The sequence below is a fragment of the Pseudoalteromonas sp. AWH4_217 genome, assembly GCF_056161105.1.
Genome location: NZ_JBSWYM010000047.1, coordinates 1 through 2,223, shown reverse-complemented (window position 1 = coordinate 2,223; position 2,223 = coordinate 1). Strand labels below are relative to the sequence as shown.

Genomic DNA, 2,223 nt, shown 5'->3' with positions numbered 1-2,223 from the left:
CTCACCCATGAAGCCACCTCTCGCGGTTTCTCGCTTATTTAAATCTATATAACACTCGTATTCATCAACTGAGAACCCGAAAAGGGGATAAGTAACGCTGGGTGTCTTCCCTTTGCGGTAATGCTTACCTTTATTTATAAGCTTTTTATAACGTTTACAGAACCTTAATTGTGCTTTCCATGCAATATCAATAAGTTGCTTTGGTAAGCCTTCTTGTCGTTTTTGTAACTCAGTCGATATGTTGGCTGCATGACGGTAACTGTGAGCACCTTCGACTAATAAGCGCCTTGCACGACCATTGCCACATTTAGTAATTGCGCCAATATGCCTTTTACCACCACTCGAGTGTTCACTCGGAACGAGCCCAAGATAACTCATGAGTTTTCGCGGATGGTCGAAGCGGGTTAAATCACCAAGCTCAGCGACAATACCAGCGGCCACGAGTAAGCGAATGCCGCGCATAGCTTGGATTGCTTTAACTACAGGGTAGTAACGCCATTGATAAACATGATGAGAGAGCTCATTGTCGAGTCGCTCCAATCGTGCAGTTCGCTCGTTTATGGTTTGAATAAACTCTTGTAAAACGATTTGTTGTGCAGGATGTGGCAATACCAGTTCTGTGAGCCAACGTAAGTGTTTGAGAGACCAGTTTGCTGTGCCAGCATAGTTAATGTTGTTGCGAAGAAGCATTGCTTTTAGCTGGTACTTTGCATCTTTTAAATCTTTCATCGCAACTTCTCGAGCACGAGATAAATCACGAATAGCTTCATCTTCCGGCTCAGGTACATAAATAGGGGTTAAGTCTTCAGACTTAAGTAATTTAGCTAGTTTAAGTGCATCACGTTTGTCAGTTTTTACACGCTCGCCAGGTTTTTTAGGAATGAGAGAAGGGGCAACCACATAGCAGCAATGACCAAGACTAGTGATTAACCGATAAATCCAGTAACCGCAGGGGCCAGCCTCATAAACGAAATGGAGCGTAGTGTTAGGGTATTTAGATTCAAATTGTCTGATAAGCTTTTTAATAGTGACTTTAGCTGAAGAAATACGACCGAAATGAATGGGTTGTGCGCCTCGGTTGTCTTCAATATAGGCAACTTCAATGAACTCTTTATGAGTATCTAAGCCAATGAAAAGTATGTTATGTTTAGTCATGCTAGCCTCTGCTATTTAGTTATTTGACAAACTAATTATGGCTCTGGCTTTAAGCTAACCCACGAAAATGCGGAGGCTAGCACCGTGTGGGAGTCATTATGTCTATAAGCCTAGGAGAGTTTGGCATATGAATCGACTTTCGGTGACACTAGTTGCATTACTATTAGTTGGCTGTGAGTGCGATTCAATCTGTGAAGCAAATAGAGCTACTATTGCATTTTTAGATAAAAACCCTTCTAGTGAGCAAATTATTGATTATTTGAATGAGTATAAAGGTGAAGCTCCGGGGGCTGCTACCTATGGGGCAATCGTAAATTGGGGCTTGAAAAATTCTACTAAATTTATTGACACTCTTAATCACCCTGAAATCACAAATAGAAATTTAGATTTAATAGTCTATAAAATTGCAGACTACGGAAACCACGAAGAGTGGTGCAAAATATATAGTGATTTGACAGTGCGCAAAAATGACAAATATATTCGTTCACGGTTGCTTGGCTGTAATTACGGCTTATAACACATATGAACCTTCTCTGGTCAAGTAAACATAACGATTCTTTTTAGCTGCTCTTAAGCAGCTAATTTGTAATGGCAATTCTTAAATCTATTCAACTTCGCTATGTCGGTTAGCCGTTAAAATCGTTTACGACAAACACATATTGAGGGGCTCTTATTGCGATCTCGTCGCTGCCTAAATCATTATCGTTTAGGGCCACTAGACATTCATCGGTTAACCCTAATCTGGCGCTACTCAAGGGGGTGGCTCATTCGTCCAGTTAGTTAAAGGCTCAGCTAAGGTGCAAACGATTTAATGCATTGCCTAAATAACGCGCACCAATGGTGTGTCTAATCAAGGCGAATGGGCTTATTACTTCGACAACACTTACCTGTAAAATAAAACATCGCAGACACTCATTCAAAAACTTGTCTGTCAACCTAAAAAAGAGACAGATAACTCTGGGTGCCTGTGTTTTGCCGCTTGTGTTTTACTGTTCACTCGCCATGTGCGAGAAAGTTTAACACGTCGTTCAACTTGGATTCGAACCTATGTGGCACGTAATCAAATTT

General features: G+C 41.0%; 2 protein-coding genes. One reads left to right on the top strand and one right to left on the bottom strand.

What is annotated here, in order from left to right; genetic code table 11:
• Positions 1–1,155: IS110 family RNA-guided transposase (locus ACXAH1_RS24565; RefSeq protein ID WP_475200328.1), on the bottom strand; the 1,155-nt coding region annotated here is incomplete at its 3' end.
• 127 nt (positions 1,156–1,282) lie between these two features.
• Between ACXAH1_RS24565 and ACXAH1_RS24560 the strand changes: the two genes are divergently transcribed.
• Complete coding sequence (locus ACXAH1_RS24560; RefSeq protein ID WP_475200327.1) at positions 1,283–1,672, top strand: hypothetical protein; 390 nt, start codon at positions 1,283–1,285, stop codon at positions 1,670–1,672.
• Positions 1,673–2,223 lie beyond the last annotated feature (551 nt).

Coding starts and splice junctions, on each gene's coding strand:
- ACXAH1_RS24560 (WP_475200327.1), top strand. CDS start 1,283: ATGAATCGACTTTCGGTGACACTAGTTGCATTACTATTAGTTGGCTGT.